General features: G+C 70.5%; 18 protein-coding genes. 9 read left to right on the top strand and 9 right to left on the bottom strand.

Going from position 1 to position 18,612, the window contains the following annotated elements; translation table 11 throughout:
- The first annotated feature begins 23 nt into the window (after window positions 1-23).
- Genes PVT71_RS26380 through PVT71_RS26400 form a run of 5 tightly spaced genes read left to right on the top strand, consistent with a single transcriptional unit; the run spans window position 24 to window position 3,489 of the window.
- Entirely contained in the window at window positions 24-809 is a 786-nt protein-coding gene (locus tag PVT71_RS26380) for an ABC transporter ATP-binding protein (protein WP_353476444.1), read from the top strand.
- A complete protein-coding gene (locus PVT71_RS26385; RefSeq protein ID WP_353476445.1) occupies window positions 806-1,561 on the top strand; it encodes an ABC transporter permease subunit in 756 nt (251 codons plus the stop codon). The genes PVT71_RS26380 and PVT71_RS26385 overlap by 4 nt, the downstream gene beginning before the upstream one ends.
- Complete coding sequence (locus tag PVT71_RS26390; RefSeq protein ID WP_353476446.1) at window positions 1,558-2,295, top strand: ABC transporter permease subunit; 738 nt, start codon at window positions 1,558-1,560, stop codon at window positions 2,293-2,295. Before PVT71_RS26385 ends, PVT71_RS26390 begins: the two co-directional genes overlap by 4 nt.
- A gap of 25 nt (window positions 2,296-2,320) precedes the next feature.
- Window positions 2,321-2,902 carry an AAA family ATPase gene (locus tag PVT71_RS26395; RefSeq protein ID WP_353476447.1) on the top strand — a complete coding sequence of 194 codons (582 nt, stop codon included), beginning with the start codon at window positions 2,321-2,323 and terminating at the stop codon, window positions 2,900-2,902.
- Window positions 2,899-3,489 (top strand): nucleoside 2-deoxyribosyltransferase, encoded by a 591-nt coding sequence (locus PVT71_RS26400; RefSeq protein ID WP_353476448.1) that lies wholly within the window; start codon window positions 2,899-2,901, stop codon window positions 3,487-3,489. Before PVT71_RS26395 ends, PVT71_RS26400 begins: the two co-directional genes overlap by 4 nt.
- A gap of 81 nt (window positions 3,490-3,570) precedes the next feature.
- Here PVT71_RS26400 and PVT71_RS26405 read toward each other — a convergent pair whose 3' ends face one another.
- Entirely contained in the window at window positions 3,571-4,767 is a 1,197-nt protein-coding gene (locus PVT71_RS26405) for an MFS transporter (RefSeq protein ID WP_353476449.1), read from the bottom strand.
- 108 nt (window positions 4,768-4,875) lie between these two features.
- On the opposite strand from PVT71_RS26405, the gene PVT71_RS26410 reads away from it, so the two are divergent.
- From PVT71_RS26410 to PVT71_RS26425, 4 genes are all read left to right on the top strand, one after another.
- Window positions 4,876-5,664 (top strand): helix-turn-helix transcriptional regulator, encoded by a 789-nt coding sequence (locus tag PVT71_RS26410; protein WP_353476450.1) that lies wholly within the window; start codon window positions 4,876-4,878, stop codon window positions 5,662-5,664.
- Between the two features lie 412 nt (window positions 5,665-6,076).
- Window positions 6,077-6,514: a MarR family transcriptional regulator gene (locus PVT71_RS26415; protein ID WP_353476451.1), complete on the top strand. Its 438-nt coding sequence runs from the start codon at window positions 6,077-6,079 to the stop codon at window positions 6,512-6,514.
- Window positions 6,511-8,136 carry an MFS transporter gene (locus tag PVT71_RS26420; RefSeq protein ID WP_353476452.1) on the top strand — a complete coding sequence of 542 codons (1,626 nt, stop codon included), beginning with the start codon at window positions 6,511-6,513 and terminating at the stop codon, window positions 8,134-8,136. Before PVT71_RS26415 ends, PVT71_RS26420 begins: the two co-directional genes overlap by 4 nt.
- 17 nt (window positions 8,137-8,153) lie before the next feature.
- Entirely contained in the window at window positions 8,154-9,191 is a 1,038-nt protein-coding gene (locus tag PVT71_RS26425; protein WP_353476453.1) for an HlyD family secretion protein, read from the top strand.
- Window positions 9,192-9,209: 18 nt separating this feature from the next.
- On the opposite strand, the gene PVT71_RS26430 is transcribed toward PVT71_RS26425, so the two are convergent.
- The 8 genes from PVT71_RS26430 to PVT71_RS26465 form a co-directional block, all read right to left on the bottom strand.
- Window positions 9,210-12,590 (bottom strand): AMP-binding protein, encoded by a 3,381-nt coding sequence (locus PVT71_RS26430; RefSeq protein ID WP_353476454.1) that lies wholly within the window; start codon window positions 12,588-12,590, stop codon window positions 9,210-9,212.
- Complete coding sequence (locus PVT71_RS26435; RefSeq protein ID WP_353476455.1) at window positions 12,587-13,180, bottom strand: helix-turn-helix domain-containing protein; 594 nt, start codon at window positions 13,178-13,180, stop codon at window positions 12,587-12,589. The genes PVT71_RS26430 and PVT71_RS26435 overlap by 4 nt, the downstream gene beginning before the upstream one ends.
- 160 nt (window positions 13,181-13,340) lie before the next feature.
- Window positions 13,341-14,054: an SDR family oxidoreductase gene (locus PVT71_RS26440; protein WP_353476456.1), complete on the bottom strand. Its 714-nt coding sequence runs from the start codon at window positions 14,052-14,054 to the stop codon at window positions 13,341-13,343.
- A complete protein-coding gene (locus PVT71_RS26445) occupies window positions 14,051-14,824 on the bottom strand; it encodes an SDR family oxidoreductase (protein WP_353476457.1) in 774 nt (257 codons plus the stop codon). The genes PVT71_RS26440 and PVT71_RS26445 overlap by 4 nt, the downstream gene beginning before the upstream one ends.
- Entirely contained in the window at window positions 14,821-15,597 is a 777-nt protein-coding gene (locus PVT71_RS26450) for a creatininase (protein ID WP_353476458.1), read from the bottom strand. Before PVT71_RS26450 ends, PVT71_RS26445 begins: the two co-directional genes overlap by 4 nt.
- Window positions 15,598-15,657: 60 nt before the next feature.
- Complete coding sequence (locus PVT71_RS26455; RefSeq protein WP_353476459.1) at window positions 15,658-16,971, bottom strand: NtaA/DmoA family FMN-dependent monooxygenase; 1,314 nt, start codon at window positions 16,969-16,971, stop codon at window positions 15,658-15,660.
- Window positions 16,972-17,030: 59 nt separating this feature from the next.
- A complete protein-coding gene (locus PVT71_RS26460) occupies window positions 17,031-17,792 on the bottom strand; it encodes an ABC transporter ATP-binding protein (RefSeq protein WP_353476460.1) in 762 nt (253 codons plus the stop codon).
- Window positions 17,792-18,610, bottom strand: coding sequence for an ABC transporter permease subunit (locus PVT71_RS26465; RefSeq protein ID WP_353476461.1), 819 nt, complete (start codon window positions 18,608-18,610; stop codon window positions 17,792-17,794). The genes PVT71_RS26460 and PVT71_RS26465 overlap by 1 nt, the downstream gene beginning before the upstream one ends.
- Between the last annotated feature and the right edge of the window lie 2 nt (window positions 18,611-18,612).

Consider the following 18,612-nt stretch of genomic DNA (forward strand, 5'->3'; position numbering starts at 1 on the left):
CAATGCCCTGCCCCGGAGCCTTCATGTCCCAGGCCAAGCCCGATGCCATCCGCCTCGACGGCGTGTCGAAATCCTTCCGGCTCGACGACGGCAACACCGTCACCGCGCTCGAGGGTATCGACCTGACCCTGCGCGAGGGCGAGTTCGTCGCCGTGCTCGGCCCCTCGGGCTGCGGCAAGAGCACGGTGCTGCGGCTGATCGCCGGGCTCGAGAGCGCCAGCACCGGAGAGGTGCGGATCGAGGGGCGTGCGCCCTCCGAGCTGGCCGCCGCGCACCGGCTCGGCGTCGCCTTCCAGGACCACGCGCTGCTGCCCTGGCTCTCGGTCGGCGAGAATATCGCCCTGCCCTACCGGGTTGCCGGGGAAAAGGTCGACCGCGCCCGCGTCGACGCGCTGATCGAGCTGGTCGGCCTCGGCGGCTTCCGCGACGCCCGGCCGAGCCAGCTGTCGGGCGGCATGCGCCAGCGCGCCTCGATCGCCCGGGCGCTGGTGCTGGACCCGGACGTGCTGCTGCTCGACGAGCCCTTCGGCGCGCTCGACGCGGTCACCCGGCGGCACATGAACGTCGAGCTGCAGCGGATCTGGAGCGCGCGCACCCTCACCACCCTGCTCGTCACCCATTCGGTCGACGAGGCGATCTTTCTCGCCGACCGCATCATCGTGATGACCGGCCGCCCCGGCCGCATCCTGCGCGAGGTCGCCGTGCCCTTCCCGCGCCCGCGCGATCCCGCGGTGCTGCGCACCCCCGAGTTCCACGCCATGGTGGACGAGCTGACCCTTGCGCTCGAGCCCGAGGAGGCGGCGCTGTGACAGCCCGCGCGCGCCTCGTCCGCCACGGCCCGGCGCTGCTGGGGGTCGGGCTCTTCTGCCTCGGCTGGGAGCTGATCGGCGCCTACCGGCTTGCCGGGATGACCTGGCCGCCGCTCAGCGCGGTGCTGGCTTATCTGGCCGACCCGTCGCATCACCAGCTTCTTGGCCGGGCGGCGGGCACCACCTTCGCCGCCGTTGCCATGGGCTATCTCACCGGCACCGGCATCGGGCTGGCGCTGGCGCTGCTCGTGCGGCTGGTCCGGCCCGCCCGCGCGGGCATCGACCGCTTCGTCGCGCTGGTGCATGCGACGCCCGCCATCGCGCTCGCCCCGGTCTTCATGATCCTGATGAGCCGCGAGACGATCCCGGTCGCGATCTCGGCGCTGGCGGTCACCTACCTCATCTACGTCGCCGCCACCTCGGGGCTCGAGGCGACGCGGGCGCAGCACGCCGATCTTTTCCGTACGATGGGGGCGCGGCCGCTGACCACCTTCTGGCGGCTCGAGCTGCCCTCGGCCCTGCCCGCGCTCGCCTCGGGGCTGCGGCTGGCGGTGCCGGTCTCGTTCATGGGCGCGATCGTCGGCGAATGGTTCGGCGCCTCGCGCGGGCTCGGCCTGCTGATGATCTCGGCGATGCAGAACTTCCAGATCCCGCTGCTCTGGGCCGCCGTGCTGCTGACCACGCTGACCTCGCTCATCCTCTACGGCCTGCTCGGGCTCTTCGAGGCGGCCGTGCACCGGAGGTTCCGATGACCCGCTTTTTCGCCCGCAACTGGGCGGTCCTGCTGTTGCTCCTGCTCTGGCAGGGCTGGGTGAGCCTGTCCGGGCTGAACTCGATCGTCCTGCCCGCGCCCTGGCCGGTGCTGCGCGACGTGCTCGGAAACCCCGCGCTCTACCTTGCGAACACCGCGCAGACGCTGGCGACCGCCGCGGCAGGCGTGGCGGCGGGGCTCGTCCTCGGCGCGCTGGTCGCGGTGGCGGCCTGGGCGTCGCGCCTGCTCTCGGGGATGCTGACGCCGCTCGGGCTGATCTTTTCCTCGGTGCCGGTGGTGGCGCTGATCCCGATCCTCGCGCGGCTTCTGGGCTACGACATCTCGACCGTCGTCGCCATCGTCGCCGTCTCCGCCTTCTTCCCGACCTTCGTCTTCGTCGGCGCGGGACTGCGGGACCTGCCGCGCGGCGCGGACGATCTCTTCAGCGTGCTCGGCGCGGGCAAGGCGGCGCGGCTGCGCCACCTCGTGCTGCCCGCCACCGTGCCCAACCTGATGATCGCCCTGCGCATCACCGTCCCCGAGGGCGTGCTGGCCGCCATCCTCGCCGAGTTCCTGATGGGCCGCAGCGGCCTCGGCTTCATGTTCCGCGAGGCGGCGAGCCGCTTCGCGATGGAGCGCGCGCTCGGCACTTCGCTGGTGGTGACCGTCGCCGCCGTTCTCTGCTTTACCCTTGCGCACCGGGCCGAACGCGTCGTCAGGACGCGCTGGTCGTAAGCGCCGTTCAACCCCGGAGTGATCCATGATCAACGTACACCAACCCCCCGATCCCTGGCAGCGCACGACGACCGAGCACGGCTTCGCCGCCGACGACGTGATCTCGGCCCTGCAGAAGAGCCTGCGCCGCGGCATGCTGGAGAACGCCATCCTGCTCGGCTGGGAGATGTTCCTGACCAGCCCCGAGATGGAAGAGATGATGTGGTCGCGCCTCTGCGTGATCGCGGTCGAGGACGTGGGCTCCGGCAACCCGCAGCTGCCCGTGCTGGTCGAGACGCTCTACCAGCAGCACAAGCGCTACCCCCGCCCCGCCGGCGACCGTTTCCTCTTTGCCGCCCATGCGATCCGCATGATCTCCGGCAGCGAGAAGGAACGCACCTCGGACGACCTGGTGAACTGGGCCCGCCGCTCGGTCGAACTCGGCGAGCGCCTGCCCGAGATCCCCGACGTGGCGCTCGACATGCACACGCTGAAGGGCCAGCAGATGGGCCGCGACTACCGCTTCTTCATGGAGGAGGCCTCGAAGGTGATCCCCGAGAAGGCCGACAAGGACCAGACCTGGAAGACCTGGATCCTCGCCGCGCTGGATGCGGGGAAGCTGAAGTGACCCCGACGCACAATGTCTACATCGCCGGGCCCGACGTCTTCTTCCGCAACGCCTCGGATGTGATGCGCAGGAAGGGCGAGATGGCGTTGGAGCACGGCTTCCTCCCCTCGACGCTCGCCGAGGACGGGGACGCGATCGGCGGCGACACGCCGTTCGCCTTCGGCCTGTCGATCGGCCTCGCGAACGAGAGGATGATGGACGAGAGCGATTTCATCATCGCCAACCTGACGCCGTTCCGGGGCATCTCGGCCGATGTCGGCACCGCCTTCGAGGTCGGCTACATGCGTGCGCAGGGCAAGCCCTGCTTTGCCTATTCCAACAGCGCGCGCGACTATTACACCCGGCTGACCGAGGACTTCTACGCGGGCGGCCCCTTCGAGGCGGACGGCGAGCTCACCCGCGCCGCGGACGGGCTGATGATCGAGAACCACGGGATGCGCGACAACCTGATGCTCGACACCGCCGTCGACCAGTCGGGCGGTTCCTTTGTCTGCGGCGCGCCGCAGGGCGACGACATCCTCGGCGATCTCGAGGCGTTTCGGGCCGTGCTCATCCGGGCGCGGGCCTATTTCGACCAGCTTGGCTGAGCGCCCGGCGCCCACCCGAAAAGACCAAAGGCCCGGCGCTGCGCCGGGCCTTCTTTCTTGTCCGATTGGCCCCGGCCCTGCTCAGAGCATCCCGCGGCGCGGCAGGAAGGCCGCCAGCAGGCCAAGCGCCGGAAGCAGGGCGCAGCCCTGGAAGACGCGGGTGATCCCGGTGGAATCCGCGATGAGCCCGAGCGCCGCGGCGGCGATGCCCGCGACCCCGAAGGCCGCGCCGAAGAAGAGGCCCGCCACCGTCCCCACCCGGTCCGGCGCCAGTTCCTGCGCAAACACGATGATCGCCGGAAGCGCCGAGGCCAGCACGACTCCGATCAGCACCGACAGCACCCCGGTCCAGAAGAGCGAGGCGTAGGGCAGCAGCAGGGTCAGCGGCAGCACCCCGAGGATCGACACCCAGATCACCGTGCGCCGCCCGATGCGGTCGCCCACCGGCCCGCCGATCACCGTGCCGAAGGCCACCGCCACGAGGAAGAGGAACAGCATCTTCTGCGCCCCCGCAGGGGTGAGGCCGAAGCGCTCGATCAGGAAGAAGGTGTAATAGCTGGTCATCGAGGCCATGTAGACCTGTTTCGAGAAGAGCAGCGCCAGCAGCACGACCATGGCGATCCGCACCTGCCGCGCCGGCAGGCCGTGGCCGGCGGGCTTGGGGCGCTTCGCCGCGGCCTTGCGCTCGGAGATGTGCCAGCGGCTGACCCCGGTGAGGATCGCCATGCCGACGAGCGCCAGCACCGCGAAGATCGCCACCGAGCCGCGCCCGAGCGGCACCACGATCAGCGCCGCCAGCAGTGGGCCGATGGCGGTGCCGAAGTTGCCGCCGACCTGGAAGGCCGACTGCGCCAGTCCGAACCGTCCGCCCGAGGCGGCGCGCGCTACCCGCGAGGCCTCGGGGTGGAAGATCGACGAGCCGATGCCGATCAGCCCGGCGCCGCAGATGAGCAGCCCGTAGGTCGGCGCGACCGACAGCAGCAGCAGCCCGATCAGGGTGGAGCCCATGCCGATCGGCAGCGCCCAGGGGAAGGGATGCCGGTCGGTGGCGATCCCCACCAGCGGCTGCAGCAACGAGGCGGTGAGCTGGAACACCAGCGTCAGCAGGCCGATGTGCCAGAAGTCGAGCGAGAACTCGGTCTTCAGCAGCGGGTAGATCGCCGCCAGCACCGATTGCATCAGGTCGTTGGTCAGGTGGCAGAGGCTGATCGCGGCGAGGATCGCGTATGTGGTGCGCAGTTCGTGGCCCTGCGGGGCGGTGGTCGATGTTGTCGTCATGGAAAGTCCTTTCCCCGCCGGTTTACCCGATTGCCCCGCGCAGTCTTTCGTGGTTCAGACATTTATCTTCGCGAACGGGCCACAGCATCCATGAATTCCGAGGCGAGCATGGCACAGGACGACAGCAGGCAGCTCTTCGAGCGCATCGCGCGGGCCGAAGCGGTGCGCGCGCCGGTCAGCGGCATCGCCTCGGACTACCCGGACGGCACGCGGGTGCCCCGGCACCGCCACGCGCGGCACCAGCTCATGCATGCGATCTCGGGCACGCTCTACGTCGTCACCGACCGGGGAACCTGGCTGGTCCCGCCGGACTGCGCGCTCTGGATGCCGGCGCAACTCGACCACGAGGTGGCCATGTTCGGCGAGGTGCGGATGCGGTCTGTCTACCTCAGCCCCGAGGTCACCGACCTCTCGCCGGACCGGCCCGAGGTGCTGAAGGTCAGCCCGCTGGTGCAGTCGCTCATCGTCGAGATCGTCGCGATCGACGACGTGGATGTGCCGACGGCACGCAGCGCCCTCCTGCTGCAGCTGATCCTGATCGAGATCGCCCGGATGGAGCGCCAGCCGTTGGCGCTTCCCCTGCCCCGCCATCCCCGGCTGCGCGAGCTTTGCCGGGCCTTCCTCGAGACCCCCTCGGCGCATCTGTCGCTCGACGACTGGGCGCGGGACGCGGCGATGAGCCGGCGCAGCCTGACACGCCATTTCCGCGAGGAGACCGGCATCTCGCCGGGGCGCTGGCGGCAGCATGCCTGCGTGATCCACGCGCTGCCGAAGGTGCTGGCCGGGGCGCCTGTGACCACGGTCGCGCTCGATCTCGGCTATGACAGCACCGCCGCCTTCACCACGATGTTCCGGCGCATCCTCGGCGCGCCGCCCCGGAGCTTTCGCGGCAGCTGAGCGGCACTCCCGGCACCCTCCCCAGCCATGCATTTTCTGCAGAGCAGCATTGTGCGCTAACAGCTTGTTCTGCACCGCGGCATCGCCTATCTTCAACCCATGGCACGGCAACGTGCCTCGGAATTTGCCGGGCTCTCTCCTCCTCCCTGAGCCCCGCATTTCAGCGGCGGCCCCTCTCCTCCTCCCTGGGGTCGCCGCGCTCCTCCCCCACAAAAGTTCATCAAACTTATCAACCGCTTCCGTGGGCCGTTTCATCGCGTCTGGCGCTTGGGGACGTTGAGTTCCCGTGCCGCGCCTTGCCTCCGAAGGGCTGTTCATTTCCGCAGGGACACTCGTGCGTGAGACCGGCTTGCGAAAACTACTTACCATGTTAAGTGGTTTTCCTGTTAAGCAACCCCGAGTCACTCCGCCCATGTCCGATCCCCAGACCCAGACCCGGCTTCTCGAAGCGCTGCTCGAGGCGATGCGCGAGATCCGCACCCATTACGACGCCAGCGCGCAGGAGGTCGGCCTGACCCTCTCGCGCGCCCGCGTGGTGACCGAGCTGGCCCGGCGCGAGGGTGCGACCCAGGCCGAGCTCGCCTGCGCGCTGCGCATCGAGGCCCCGGCGCTGAAGCGCCAGATCGACGCGCTCGAGGCGGCGGGCTTCATCGAGCGCCGCGCCCTCGACGGCGACGCCCGCAAGCGCGCGCTGCACCTGACCGACAAGGCGCGCTCGAGCCGGATCACCTGTTTTCTCGAGCGGGTGCGGGGCGACCTGATGGAGGGCATCTCGCCCGAGGACCAGGACGCCGCGCGCCGGACGCTGGAACGCATCGCGCTCAACGCAACGAAATTGTCCTCCCAATGACCGACGCCGCCACAGATACGCAGCCGCAGACCCCGCCCCCCGCACCGGGCATGACGCTGGCGCAAGCGCTTCCCTATGTCTTCGCCGCGCTCATGCTCGGCGTGACGCAGGGGCTTGGGCAGGGCTTCATCTCGGCCAACCTGCCGCAGTTCGCCGGCGATCTCGGCATCACCACGACGCAGGCGAGCTGGCTGATGGCCGCCTACATGATCCCGCGCGCCTCGCTCACCATCATGCTGATCAAGCTGCGCACCCAGTACGGCCTTCGGCGCTTTGCCGAGATCGGCATCGCCGCCTACGTGCTGGTGGCCTTCGCCGCAGTCTGGATCGACGACATGCGCTCGGCCGTGGTGCTGCAGTTCCTGTCGGGCATCGCCGCGGCGCCGCTCTCGACGCTGGCCTTCCTCTACATCCTCGAGCCGCTCGCCCAGCAGTGGAAGCTGCGGCTCGGCCTGCCGGTCGCGCTGGTGCTGCTGACCACCGGCCCCTCGCTGGCGCGGATCATCTCTCCGGCGCTGCTCGGTGACGGTGGACTGATGGGCATCCACCTCACCACGCTCGGCCTTGCCATGGTCAGCCTCATGCTGGTCTACCTGCTGCCACTGAAGCCGGTGCCACATGCCAAGGTGATCCAGAAGGCCGATTTCCTCAGCTTCGGCCTGCTGGCCTTCGGGCTTGGCGGGCTGGTGACGGGCTTCATCGTCGGGCCGCTCCGCTGGTGGACCGACCTGCCCTGGCTCGGCCTGCTGCTCGCCGCCTCGGTCGCGGCGCTGACGCTCGCGGTGGTGATCGAGCTGCACCGCGACACGCCGCTGATCGACGTGCGCTGGCTGATGACCCCGGCGATGCTGCACCTGGCCTTCACGCTCTTCCTCTTCCGCCTGCTGCTGTCGGAGCAGAGCACCGGCGCGCCCGGGCTCTTCAGCGCGCTCGGCCTCGGCGGCAGCGAGCTGACCGGGCTCTTCACGATGATCTGCGTCGCGAGCCTCTTCGGGGCGCTGGCCTGCGTCGGCTGGATGAAACCCGGGCGCGAGCCCGGATACCATGCCGCCGCGCTGGCGCTGATCGCGATCGGCGCCTTCATGGACAGCGGCTCGACCCTGCAGACCCGGCCCGAGCAGATGATGGTCAGCCAGGCGCTGATCGCCTTCGCGGCCATGCTCTTCATGGCCCCGGCCATGATGAAGGGGCTGATCGCGGCGCTGAGCAAGGGGCCGATGTACCTGCTCTCCTTCGTCATCGTCTTCCTGGTGACGCAGAGCGTCGGCGGCATCCTCGGATCGGGGCTCTTCCGCACGGTGATCAACGCGCGGCAGGCCTTCCACATGCAGGTGCTCGCCGAGCAGCTGGTGAGCGGCGACGGCCCCACCTCCGCCGCCATCGCCGCCAATGCCGCGCAGCTCGCCCCGCAGCTGCAGGACAGCGCCCAGCTGAAGGCGCAGGCGGTGGCGCAGCTCGTCTCGACCGCCTCGAAGGAGGCCTACGTGCTGGCCTACAACGACGCCTATTTCCTCACCTCCCTCGTCGCGCTGGCCGCGCTCTGCGCGCTGGTGCTCCACCTCTTCCGCGACTGGCTGGCGGCGCGCATGACGCGCCCCGAGCCCGCCGCGCAAACCTCCTGACCCTCCCGAGCCGAACGATGAAAAAACTCCTCTCCCTCCCGACCCTCATCGCCACCGCGATCGGCCTTGCCGGCGTGCTGCTGCTGCTCTTCGCCTGGCACCTGCCGCCCTTCGCGGCGAGCCATCCCGGAACCGAGAACGCCTATCTGCGCGGCAAGGTCACGCAGCTGGCCCCGCAGCTCTCGGGCTACCTGTCCGAGGTCGACGTGTCCGACTTCCAGACCGTGAAACAGGGCGACCTCATCGCCCGGATCGACCCGTCGAGCTACCGCCAGAAGCTGGCGCAGGCCGAGGCCAGCCTTTCGGCCGCCCGCGCCGCCGTCGACGTGGCAACGCAGAGCGTCAGCTCCGCCGAGGCCGGCGAGCGCTCCGCCGAGGCCTCGCTCGCCGCCGCGCAGTCGACGCTGGACACCGCGCGCACCGATGCCGGGCGCATGGCGACGCTGCGCGCCCGCGGCGTGACCTCGCAGTCGAGCGCCGACCAGACCGACCTTGCGCTGCGCCAGGCCGAGGCCTCGGTGCGGCAGGCCGAGGCGCAGCTGCAGGTGAGCCGCGAGGCCACCGCCAGCGCGACGCTGCAGATCGCCGCGCGCAAGGCCGAGGTGACCAGCGCCGAGGCGGCGGTGGAACTGGCCAAGATCGACCTCGAGCACACCGAGATCCACGCCCCCGCCGATGGCCGGCTCGGGCAGGTCTCGGCCCATGTCGGGCAATACGTGACCGCCGGCACCACGCTGGTGAGCCACGTCGGCACCGAGCTCTGGGTGATCGCCAACTTCAAGGAAACCGCGCTTGCCGGGATGCGCGCCGACCAGCCGGTGCGCTTCACCGTCGACGCGCTTGGCGGGCGGGCCTTCCACGGCCACGTGCAGGGCTTTTCGCCCGCCGCCGCCTCGGAATTCAGCCTGCTGGCCGGCTCCAACGCCACCGGCAACTTCACCAAGATCGCGCAGCGCCTGCCGGTGCGGATCTCGATCGACGCGGGCCAGGACGCAGCGGCGCTGCGTCCCGGCTACTCGGTGGTGGTCGACGTGGAAACCGGCAGCGCCGGCTGACCCCGCAGGGTCGCGGCCTCACGCCGCGACCCCCTCCGTGCCCAGCACGGCCCCGGTGACCGCAGGATAGTCGGTCTTGCCCGAGGCCAGCAGCCTGATCTCGCGCAGCACGACCACCTCCGAAGGCACCATGATCTCGGCAAGCCCGGACGCGCGGGCGGCCTGGATCAGCGCGGCGCGCTCCGCGCCGGGGGCGTCGGTTGCCAGCACGATGCGTTCGCCCTTGCGCGGGTCGGGCAGGCTGATCGCGGCGACGCGGGCCTCGGGCCAGCAGCGCGCCGCCAGCTCCTCGCAGGCCGCAAGCGGCACCATCTCGCCGCCGATCTTGGCAAAGCGCTTCACCCGGCCGACGATCGACACGTAGCCCTCGGCATCCACCTCGACGACGTCGCCGGTGTCGTACCAGCCGCCTGCGACCGGGGTCAGGGCGCCGCCGTCCCCGGGCATGAGATAGCCCGCCATCACGTTCGGCCCGCGCACCCAGAGCCGCTTGCCCGCAAGGCCCGGGACGGGCTCGAGCCGCAGCTCGATGCCGGTGAGCGGGCGCCCCACCGTGCCTGCGCGGCTTTCCATCGGCGTGTTGAGCGCGATCACCGGCCCCGCCTCGGTCGCGCCATAGCCCTCGAGGATGCGCACGCCGAACCTCTGCGACCAAATCTCGCGCGTCGCCGGCTTCACCGGCTCGGCCCCGGCGATGGCGGCGCGCACCGAGCTGAAGTCATAGGCCTCGGCCTTGCGCGCCCAGCCCGACAGGAAGGTGTCGGTGCCGAGGATCAGCGTCGCCTGGTGGACATAGGCCATCTCGGGCACCACCTTGTAGTGCAGCGGTGAGGGATAGATCATCAGCGGCGCGCCGGTCACCAGAGGCAGCAGCAGCCCGCCGGTCAGCCCGAGGCTGTGGAACACCGGCATCGCCGACAGCACCCGGTCGCGCGAGCCGATGTCGGTGCGGGCGCGCAGCTGCGCGATATTGGCGATGAGGTTGCCATGGGTCAGCACCACGCCCTTCGGCGCGCCCTCGGTGCCCGAGGTGAAGAGCACCACCGCGGGATCGTCGCGCTGCGTTCGCACCTCGGCAGGCCGGCGGGCATCCCAGAGCGCGCGGAGCTTGGCACCGCGCGTGATCGCGGCCTTCAGGTCATCCGTCCAGAGCATCTCGATGCTGCTCGCCTCGAGATGGGCGATGACCTCCTGCAACCCGGCCTTCTCGATGAAGGCCCGGCTGGTGAGCAGGCGGGTGATCGCGCCGGTCTCGATCGCCGAGAGCATCGGCGCCGGGCCCAGCGTGGGGTTGAGGATGGCCGGCACGCGGCCGGCGCGCCAGAGCCCCATCAGCACGACCGCCACCGCCGAGACCCCGGGCAGCAGCACGCCCACCCGCTCGCCCGCCTCGGTCCGCGCCATGATCTGTCGCGAGAAGGCCGCGGCCGCGAGACTGAGCCTGCGGTGCGTCAGCGCGTTGCCGAGCGGATCGGTGACCGCGGTGAGCGTGCCGTCCAGACGGCCCTTGGCCTCGGCATAGAGCTCGGGGATCGAGCCCGGGCGCATCGCCGCCTCGCAGCGGCCCTCCTCGAGCATGGATTGCAGCGCGACGGTCGCGGCCTTGCGCCGGGCGCCGCCGCGCAGCGCGGGGTCAAGCTCGAGCCGGCGCGGCGCGGCGACGGTCACGCGCAGCCTCGGGAAGAGCCGGCGGGCAAGCCCGGGAATACGGCGGTTGAACCTTGATGCCTCGGCTCCTTCGAGAGTGATCCGCACCACCGGCGCATCCGCGAGGTCGACCATCCAGGCGGTGCCGGGGTAGACCTTCATCAGCCCGCCATGGGTCGAGATCCGCCCCTCGGGAAAGACCAGCGCCGCGCCGCCGCCGCGCACCTTCTGCGCGAGGGTCTTGGCGCCCATCGGGCTCTGCGGGTCGATCGGTTGCAGGTTGCACAGCCGCACCAGCGGGCGCAGCAGACGCCCCCCCGCCCAGTGGGTGTTGACCGCCACCGCCACGTCGCGCTCGATCAGCGCCTGCAGCAGCGGGCCGTCGATGAAGGAGAGGTGGTTCGACACGAAGACCACGGGGCCGCGCGTGTCGAGGTGCTCCGCGCCCTCGATCTCGACGCGGAACCAGCGGCAGAGCACGAAGCGTGCGGCGGTGCGCAGCGTCTCGCGCGGGAAGAAGAGACAGGAGGCGACCAGCGCGGCCAGCGCGCTGAAGGCAAGCCCGAGGTAGATGCCCGAGGGGGTGACGCCTGCCGCCATGGCCAGCGCCACCGCGCCAGAGGCCGCGAAGATCACCGCCGAGCTCAGCAGGTTCAGCCCGGCCATGCAGCGCGCCCGGCTCGCGGGCTCGGCGCGGGACTGGATCACCGATTTCAGCGGCACCGCGAACATGCCGCCGCCAAGCGCCACGAGGAAGAGCGCGGCGCAGAGGAAGAACCCCGGGGCGGTGGCGGTGAGGGCGGCGAGCCCCGCGCCCTGCGGCAGCCGGTCGAACCCGGCCCAGACGCCGAAGGTCGCCGCCGTCAGGACCAGCGCCGAGGGCAGCAGCAGCCCGGCACCGACGCGGCCCCTGAGCCTGCGGGCGGCCAGCGCCGCCCCGGCACCGATGCCGAGCGCGAAGAGCGCCATGACCAGCGTGACCGCGACCTGCCCCACGCCGAGCGCGGCGCGCAGCTGCGCCGGCAGGGTCGACAGGTACACCGATCCCGCCGCCCAGAACCACGCCGACAGCAGCGCGGCGCGGCGCGCGGCCCCGTCCGCCCAGAGGCTGCGCAGCGTCCCCAGCCCGCCCGCCACCGGGTTCAGCGGCAGGCGCGCCGAGGGATCGGCCGCCCTGCCCCGGGGCAGCATCCGCGCCGCGCCGATGCCGAGCAGCGCGATGCCGATCGCCGCCACCCCCGCCCAGACCAGCGTCCCCGGCCCGGCCAGCAGCCCGCCGGCGACGGTGCCGCCGAGGATGCCGAGGAAGGTCAGCGTCTCCATCCAGCCGTTGGTGGCGGTGAGCTGCTCCTCGTCCAGCCGCTCGGGCAGCCAGCCGAGCTTGAGCGGGCCGAAGAAGGCCGATTGCGCCCCCATCAGGAAGACCACCGCCAGCATCGCGGGCAGGCTGCCCCATGCCATGGCCGCGGTGGCAAGGCAGGCCAGCCCCAGTTCGGACAGCTTCACCAGCCGGATGAGCCCGGCCTTCTCGAACCGGTCGGCCGCGGCCCCGGCAAGGCCGGAGAAGAGCACGAAGGGCAGCACCAGCAGCCCGCCCGCCATGAGCCCGACCTGCGCCGCCTGTTCGGCGGGAACGGTCAGCGCGGCAAAGACGATGATCGCGGCCTTGACGAGGTTGTCGTTCAGCGCCCCGAGCATCGCCGTCATCAGGATGCCGATCTGGGCCGAGAAGCGTTCGCTGTCGATGATCATTTCAGGTCCTCCGGGAGGGTGGCGCCAAGCAGCCGGAGGATCCCGGCCAGCATCGGGCGCAGCATCGGCAAGGTGGGAGAGGGGATGCGGCCATAGCGCGCGAAGGTCAGCGGCTGGAAGGCCGCGCCCATGACCATGGCCGTGCCGAGGATCGGGTTGTCGAGCCTGATCTCGCCGCGCGCCTGCGCCTCGAGCAGCGCGTCGCGCACCACGGTGAGCGGCGTGACGTCCTCGGCGGTGATCGCCTGCATGATGATGTCGTGCTGGCGGCCGAGCAGGAACTGCAAGAGGTCCGGGTCGCGGTCGAAGGCCGAGAGCATCACCTCGAGATAGGCGCCGAGCTTCTCGACGAGCGGGGCCTCCGGCTCCGCCGCCTCGAGCAGTTCCTGTGCGAAGCCGAGGTAGGCCTCGCGGAACACCCGGATGGCAAGCTCGTCCTTCGACGTCATGTGGCGGTAGAGGGCGCTCTCGCCGATCCCGCAGGCCTGCGCGATGTCACGGACCGAGACGGCGGCATAGCCGCGTTCCGCGAAGAGCCGCAGCGCCATCCGCTCGATCAGGTCCCGACGTTGTTCCGATGCCTTCGCCATTGTGCACCCCAAAATGTGAGTGATCGTTCACTCACAAAATAGGCGAGAGTCGGAAATCCCGCAATATGTTTTGCTGCGTACAAATAAGCCACGGATATTGTTTGGTTTTCCTGACTTCCTCGTACTCAGGAAGTCCGTACCAACCGCGCCGACTTCGCGGTCAGTACATCGCCGAGCCGCCGTTCACGCCGAACACCTGCCCGGTGATGAAGCCCGCACCCGGACCGGCGAGGAACACCGCCATCGCCGCGATCTCCTCGGGCCTGCCGAAGCGTCCGAGCGGCGTGGCGAGGTCGCGCGCCACCGCCTCGGGGCTCATGCCGGCGGTCATGTCGGTCTCGACCGGGCCGGGGGCGATCGCGTTGACGAGGATTTCGGGGCCGAGTTCGCGCGCAAGGCTGCGGGTCATGGCGATGATCCCGCCCTTCGAGGCGGCATAGGCGACGGTCTGCGCCGCGCCGAGAAAGCCGAGGTCCGAGGCGGTGAACACGATCCGCCCCCGGACCATCTGCCGCGCCGCCTCGCGCGCGGTGAGGAAGGCGCCGCGCAGGTTCACCGCCAGCACCCGGTCGAAGCTCTCGGCGGAGGTCTCGCGCAGCGGCGCCTCGTCGAGGATCCCGGCATTGGCGAAGACGAGGCTGGCCGGCCCGAGCCGGACCTTCAGGGTGGCGAAGAGCGCGACCACCTCGGCCTCGGAGGTGACATCCGCGGCGATCTGCAGGATGTCGGCGGGCAGGTCCGCGGCGGCGGGATCGTCGGGATGGGCCACGGCGACCCGCGCCCCCTCGGCGCGCAGGGCGAGCGCCATGGCGCGGCCGATGCCGCGGCTGCCGCCGGTGACGAGGGCGATCTCTCCGCTCAGGGCGCCGGTCATGCCAGGGTTTCTCCACGGTCGATGCAGATCGCCTGCCCGCTGATGCAGGCGGCGGCGTCGCTGGCGAGGAAGAGGTAGAGCCCGGCGATGTCCCCAGGCAGCATCAGCCCGGGGATCGCCTGCGCCGCCATCAGCCCGGCCATGACCTCCTCTTCGGGACGGTCCTCGACCCGGGCGATCTCGGCCAGCGAGGCCAGCGCCGCCTCGGTGCCGATCCAGCCGGGGCAGACCGCGTTGACGGTGATGCCGCGCGGGCCAAGCTCCCGCGCCCAGCTGCGCATCAGCCCGATCATCGCGTGTTTCGAGGCGGCATAGGCGGAAAAGCCCGGGACCGCCGTCTTGCCCCAGATCGACGAGGTGAGCAGGATCCGCCCGCCCTCCGGCATCTTCGGAAGCGCCGCGCGGGTGACGTGCTCGGTGCCCATGACGTTGGTCTCGAGGATGCGCGCCGCCACCGTCGCGGCACCGGGATCGCCAAGCCAGGTCGGCCGCTCGATCCCGGCATTGTTGACCAGCACGTCGATACGCCCGAGCGGCGCGAGCGCGGCGGACACCGCCTCGGGATCGCGGATGTCGCAGCGCAGGGCCCCAGCGCCGAGCGCCTTGGCCGCGGCCTCGATCCCGGCGTCCTCGGCCAGCATCCAGAGCCGCGCCCCGGCGCGGGCGAAGGCGACGGCGATGCCCTGTCCGATGCCCCGGCTCGCGCCGGTGACGAGGACCGCGCGCCCGGTGAAGTCGAAACCCGCGGTGCCGGCGGGGGGAACGCTCATCCCTCCAGCCCGAATTCGCCGCGCACCGCGGCGCCGATGTCGCGCAGGTACTGCGCCGCCATGAGCGCGCCCTTCGCCGCGCTCGCCCCGGCGGCGGAGACGAGGCTGCCCTCGGGCGCAACCCAGTCGCAGTGCGGCGGCCAGGCATCGTAGGGCGGCGCATAGGCGGGCTTGTTGTCGGGGATCAGCGCGGTGCGCACGAGATGCGGGTAATAGTGCATCATCAGCGAGGTCTCGAGCACCGCCGCGTGCTCGAGCTCGATCCCCGGATAGCCGTCCGGGAAGACCTGCGCCAGCGTGTCCCCGGTCAGGAACTCCCAGTGCTGCAGGCACATGACGCGCAGGCCCGAACCCGCCGCGTCGCGCATGGCAAGGTCGATGCCCTCGTTGAGGAACCAGCGGTTCTCGTAGTTGCCGTCGAGCACGCAGACCCGCCGCACGCCGTGGCGCACCAGCTCGCGGAGGATGTCGCGCACGATGCCGGTCAGCGTGGCCGCGTCGAGCCCGGTGGAGCCGGGGAAGAACGGCCCGCCCGCCGAGCGGGTCATCGACTTGTAGCCGTAGCAGACCGGCGCGGCGACGATGCCGCCGATGTCCCGCGCGATCTCTTCGGCGATGGCCAGCGGCAGCATGTGATCGACCCCCATCGGCAGGTGCGGGCCATGCTGCTCGAGCGCGCCGGTGGGCAGGAAGACCACCGGCTCGCGGGCGAGCGCGGCGGCATACTCCTGCCAGGTCATCTCGGCCATCAGGACGGAGGAAGGGGCGGTCATCATCGGTGCCTCGGTTCGAAGAAAGCGCCGCGCGCCCGGGCTCGGGCGCGCGACCGGGGATCAGAATTCCTGCAGGTTGTCGCGCAGGAGCTGGTGCCTGTACTCGGTCCGCACGAGGCCGCGCTTCTGCAGCTCGGGCACGAGTCCGTCGGCGATCTCGACGAGGTAGTGACGGCTCACCCGCAGCACCGGCGTGGTGATGAGGAAGCCGTCGCCGCCCACCTCGGCCATCGCCTCGCCCATCTTCTCGGCGACCTGCGCCGGGGTGCCGATCAACTCCATCGACGACACCAGCCCGCCGCCCTCGGCCGCGGCCAGCTCGCGCAGCGTCTTGCCGCTGCCCCACTGCTGGAACTTGTCGAGCGTGCCGCTCTCGCCGTTGGTCACCAGCTTCTCGGGCAGCGGCTTGTCGAGGTCGTATTGCGAGAAGTCGATCTCGGTGATCGCCGAGATCGAGGCGAGCACGTCGTTGACGAAATGGTCCGAGGTGGTGACCCGCCGGTACTTGGCCTTGGCGTCCTCCTCGGTCTCGCCCAGCGTCGGGGTGATGCAGAACAGCACCTTGATCTCGTCGGGGTTGCGGCCGATCTTCTCGGCCCGCGCGCGGATGTCGTCGCGGAACTCCTTCATCCCGGCGATGCCGTTGGCCACCGAAATGATCGAATCCGCATGCTTGGCGGCAAAGTCGCGGCCACGCGGCGAGGCCCCGGCCTGCACGTAGACCGGGCGCTTCTGCGGCGAGGGCACGGTGTTGAGCGGGCCGCGCACCTTGAAATACTCGCCCTCGAAGTTGATCGCGCGGACCTTGGTGCTGTCGGCGTAGACGCCGTTCTCGCGGTCGAGCACCACGGCATCGGCATCCCAGCTGTCGAAGAGCTGGCCGACGACGTCCATGTACTCGTCCGCCATGGCATAGCGCTGCTCGCGCGGGGGCAGCACGTCCATGCCGAAGTTCTGCGCCGCGAGATCCTCGGCCGAGGTCACCACGTTCCAGCCGAAGCGGCCCCGGGTGAGGCTGTCGATGGTCGAGGAGAGCCGCGCCAGCATGAAGGGCGGGTAGGCCATCGTCGACATGGTGGCGACGACGCCGAGGTTGCGCGTCGCCATGCCCATCGCGGCCGCCAGCGGCGCGGGGTCATGCTTGGGCGCCATCATGCCGTTGGCGAGCGAGAATTTGCGGTCGCCGCCGAAGGTCTCGGGGACCATCAGCTTGTCCTCGATCATGATGTAGTCGAAGCAGGCCCGTTCCAGCGTCTGCGCCATCTCGACGTAGAACTGCCCGTCCCACGGATAGCCGCCCTGCCCGAAGGGGGCGCGCCACTCGTCGGGGGTGAAGTTCATGAACCATGCAAGGTGAAAGCGTTTGTCGGTCATCTGTCAGTCCTTGAGGAAGTGCCGGACGCGCCGGCCTTGGGCGTGTGAGGGGGGGGGGGTCAGAGCGCCGCGCTCTCTTCGCGGCGCAGGGTGCGGGCAAGCCGCGGCTTGGCGTCGAAATCCGACGTGACGATCGAGCCGAACCGGTGCGGCGCGTGCGGATCGTGGCGGCGCTTGTCGACGGCGATCACCCGCGTGCCAAGGTGGAAGGCCTCGGACAAATCGTGGGTGACCATGACCACCGTCATCTGGTGCTCTTCCCAGAGCTCCAGGACCAGCGCGTGCATCGCCCGGCGGGTGCCCGGATCGAGCGCGCCGAAGGGCTCGTCGAGCAGCAGCACCTTGGGCCGGGTCATCAGCGCCTGCGCGATCGCCAGCCGCTGCTGCTGCCCGCCCGAGAGCTGCGCCGGGTAGAGCGCCGCGTGGCCGCCCAGCCCGACCCGGTCGAGCATCGCCTGCGCCCGCTCGCGCAGCTCGGCCCGGGCGCTGCCGAAGAGCCGCCCCAGCAGCGGCGCGGCCTGCCATTCCGGCCCGGTCATCACGTTGCCGATCACCGTGCGGTGCGGCAGCACCGAGTAGCGCTGGAAGACGATGCCGCGGTCGGGCATCGGCTCGGTCGCGATGGGCACGCCGTCGATGGCGATGCGCCCGGAGCTGGGCAGTTCCTGGCTCAGCAGCAGGCGCAGGAGCGTGGTCTTGCCCGCGCCCGACGGGCCGACGACGGCGAGGAACTCGTTGTCGTCGATGGTCAGGTCGATGTTCTCGAGCACCACGGTCTCGCCGTAGCTTTTCGAGACGTTCTCGAAGGTGATCACCGCCATCATCCGCCCTCCCGGAAGCGCGTCCAGGGGATCGCGTCATGCGCCAGCCGCAGCGCGTAATCCATCACGAAGGCGAGGACGGTGATCCACACGACATAGGGCAGGATCACGTCCATCGCGAGGTAGCGCCGCACCAGGAAGATGCGGTAGCCGAGCCCTGCCTCGGCGGTGATCGCCTCGGCCGCGATGACGAAAAGCCAGGCCGCGCCGAGCGACAGGCGCACCGAGCTGATCAGCCGGGGCATCACCTGCGGGAACACCACGCCGAGGATCATCTGCCAGGTCGAGGCGCCCAGCGTCTGCGCCTTGACGATCTGCTCACGCGGGATCTCGGCGACCCGCAGCATCACGTCGCGGATGATGAAGGGCGCGATGCCGAAGACGATCAGCACGGTCTTCGACAGCTCGCCGAGGCCGAAGAGGATGAACAGGATCGGCAGCACCGCCAGCGGCGGCACCAGCGAGAGCGCGGCGAAGAACGGCTCGAAGGTGGCGCGCAGGTAGGGGATGAACCCCACGAGGATGCCCACCACCAGCCCGATCACCGCCGAGATGCCGAGCCCGATGCCGAGCCGCGAGAGGCTGGCCCAGGTGTCGGCCCAGAACAGCTTCTTGCCGGTCGCCATGTCGACCTGGAACATCAGGCGCGACATGGCGGCGCGGAAGGCATCGAGCCCGGGCATGAGCTTGTCGGCGGCGTCGGCGGCGTGCCGCGCCTCCGAGGCGAGCGCGTAGACCGCGATCACCAGGATGAAGGGCATCGCGCCCAGCAGGATCTTGCTCCTGCGGGAGGGAAGCCGGTTGATGACTCGGCGCATGG

This window comes from Salipiger sp. H15, from assembly GCF_040409955.1.
In the GTDB taxonomy this organism is placed as follows: domain Bacteria; phylum Pseudomonadota; class Alphaproteobacteria; order Rhodobacterales; family Rhodobacteraceae; genus Salipiger.

What these genes read in the sequence shown, in the direction of transcription:
- PVT71_RS26455 (WP_353476459.1), bottom strand. Translation starts at nt 16,971, where the DNA reads ATGACCGACAAACGCTTTCACCTTGCATGGTTCATGAACTTCACCCCC.
- PVT71_RS26425 (WP_353476453.1), top strand. Translation starts at nt 8,154, where the DNA reads ATGAAAAAACTCCTCTCCCTCCCGACCCTCATCGCCACCGCGATCGGC.
- PVT71_RS26410 (WP_353476450.1), top strand. Translation starts at nt 4,876, where the DNA reads ATGGCACAGGACGACAGCAGGCAGCTCTTCGAGCGCATCGCGCGGGCC.
- PVT71_RS26465 (WP_353476461.1), bottom strand. Translation starts at nt 18,610, where the DNA reads ATGCGCCGAGTCATCAACCGGCTTCCCTCCCGCAGGAGCAAGATCCTG.
- PVT71_RS26440 (WP_353476456.1), bottom strand. Translation starts at nt 14,054, where the DNA reads ATGACCGGCGCCCTGAGCGGAGAGATCGCCCTCGTCACCGGCGGCAGC.
- PVT71_RS26395 (WP_353476447.1), top strand. Translation starts at nt 2,321, where the DNA reads ATGATCAACGTACACCAACCCCCCGATCCCTGGCAGCGCACGACGACC.
- PVT71_RS26390 (WP_353476446.1), top strand. Translation starts at nt 1,558, where the DNA reads ATGACCCGCTTTTTCGCCCGCAACTGGGCGGTCCTGCTGTTGCTCCTG.
- PVT71_RS26380 (WP_353476444.1), top strand. Translation starts at nt 24, where the DNA reads ATGTCCCAGGCCAAGCCCGATGCCATCCGCCTCGACGGCGTGTCGAAA.
- PVT71_RS26460 (WP_353476460.1), bottom strand. Translation starts at nt 17,792, where the DNA reads ATGGCGGTGATCACCTTCGAGAACGTCTCGAAAAGCTACGGCGAGACC.
- PVT71_RS26415 (WP_353476451.1), top strand. Translation starts at nt 6,077, where the DNA reads ATGTCCGATCCCCAGACCCAGACCCGGCTTCTCGAAGCGCTGCTCGAG.
- PVT71_RS26405 (WP_353476449.1), bottom strand. Translation starts at nt 4,767, where the DNA reads ATGACGACAACATCGACCACCGCCCCGCAGGGCCACGAACTGCGCACC.
- PVT71_RS26450 (WP_353476458.1), bottom strand. Translation starts at nt 15,597, where the DNA reads ATGACCGCCCCTTCCTCCGTCCTGATGGCCGAGATGACCTGGCAGGAG.
- PVT71_RS26420 (WP_353476452.1), top strand. Translation starts at nt 6,511, where the DNA reads ATGACCGACGCCGCCACAGATACGCAGCCGCAGACCCCGCCCCCCGCA.
- PVT71_RS26435 (WP_353476455.1), bottom strand. Translation starts at nt 13,180, where the DNA reads ATGGCGAAGGCATCGGAACAACGTCGGGACCTGATCGAGCGGATGGCG.
- PVT71_RS26430 (WP_353476454.1), bottom strand. Translation starts at nt 12,590, where the DNA reads ATGATCATCGACAGCGAACGCTTCTCGGCCCAGATCGGCATCCTGATG.
- PVT71_RS26445 (WP_353476457.1), bottom strand. Translation starts at nt 14,824, where the DNA reads ATGAGCGTTCCCCCCGCCGGCACCGCGGGTTTCGACTTCACCGGGCGC.